The organism is Psychromonas sp., assembly GCF_983033635.1.
Map to the genome: position 1 here is coordinate 4,721 of NZ_CEZLMY010000206.1, position 639 is coordinate 5,359.

Here is a 639-nt window from a genome sequence, read left to right on the forward strand (position 1 = left end):
ATTCACCATAAATTGACGGATGTTTTGATGATCGTTTGCATCCAGGTGTTTTAATACATCATCACGATAATAGCGTCCAAAACAAGCTAGAGTTTGCGATTCATTCAAATTTTGTAACTGCGCAAAATAAAATAGTTTGCATGAGCCTGAATTCGCCCCTGCTTCATTTACCTGCAGACCATTATTAAACGCCGTTGCAGTAAAATCATAATTTTTCTCAATCACCGCCATCGTATCAGTAAACTCAATATTTTCCGGTTGCGCTGATAATTTTTCTAAAAATTCATTTATTAACATAATCGCTACTTTCCTTGTTTAATCAAAATAGATGGTCTTATCTTGAATCATATTTTCAGGACTCACTGACTCACCTTTAATACGCTTTTCTTGATCAGCCCATTCGCCTAAATCTATAAGCTGGCAGCGTTTACAGCATACTTCGGTACGAGGTATATTTATCTAACCCACTTAATCAAAATAGATAGTTTTATCTTGAACTAAATTTTCAGGGCTCACTGACTCACCTTTAATACGTTTTTCTTCATCGGCCCATTCGCCTAAATCTATAAGCTGGCAACGTTTACAGCATACTTGGGTACGAGGTATATTTATCTAACCCACTTAATCAAAATAGATAGT

3 protein-coding genes are annotated in these 639 nt (G+C 35.7%); all 3 read right to left on the reverse strand.

Annotated elements, in window-relative coordinates; all coding sequences use genetic code 11:
• Positions 1–297, reverse strand: a 297-nt coding sequence (locus AC4GME_RS16900; protein ID WP_490379843.1) for a HopJ type III effector protein, incomplete at its 3' end; no start/stop codon positions are given.
• An 18-nt stretch (positions 298–315) separates the two neighbouring features.
• Positions 316–459 carry a DNA gyrase inhibitor YacG gene (gene yacG, locus AC4GME_RS16905; RefSeq protein WP_490379844.1) on the reverse strand — a complete coding sequence of 48 codons (144 nt, stop codon included), beginning with the start codon at positions 457–459 and terminating at the stop codon, positions 316–318.
• Positions 460–468: 9 nt separating this feature from the next.
• Entirely contained in the window at positions 469–612 is a 144-nt protein-coding gene (gene yacG, locus AC4GME_RS16910) for a DNA gyrase inhibitor YacG (protein ID WP_490379845.1), read from the reverse strand.
• Positions 613–639 lie beyond the last annotated feature (27 nt).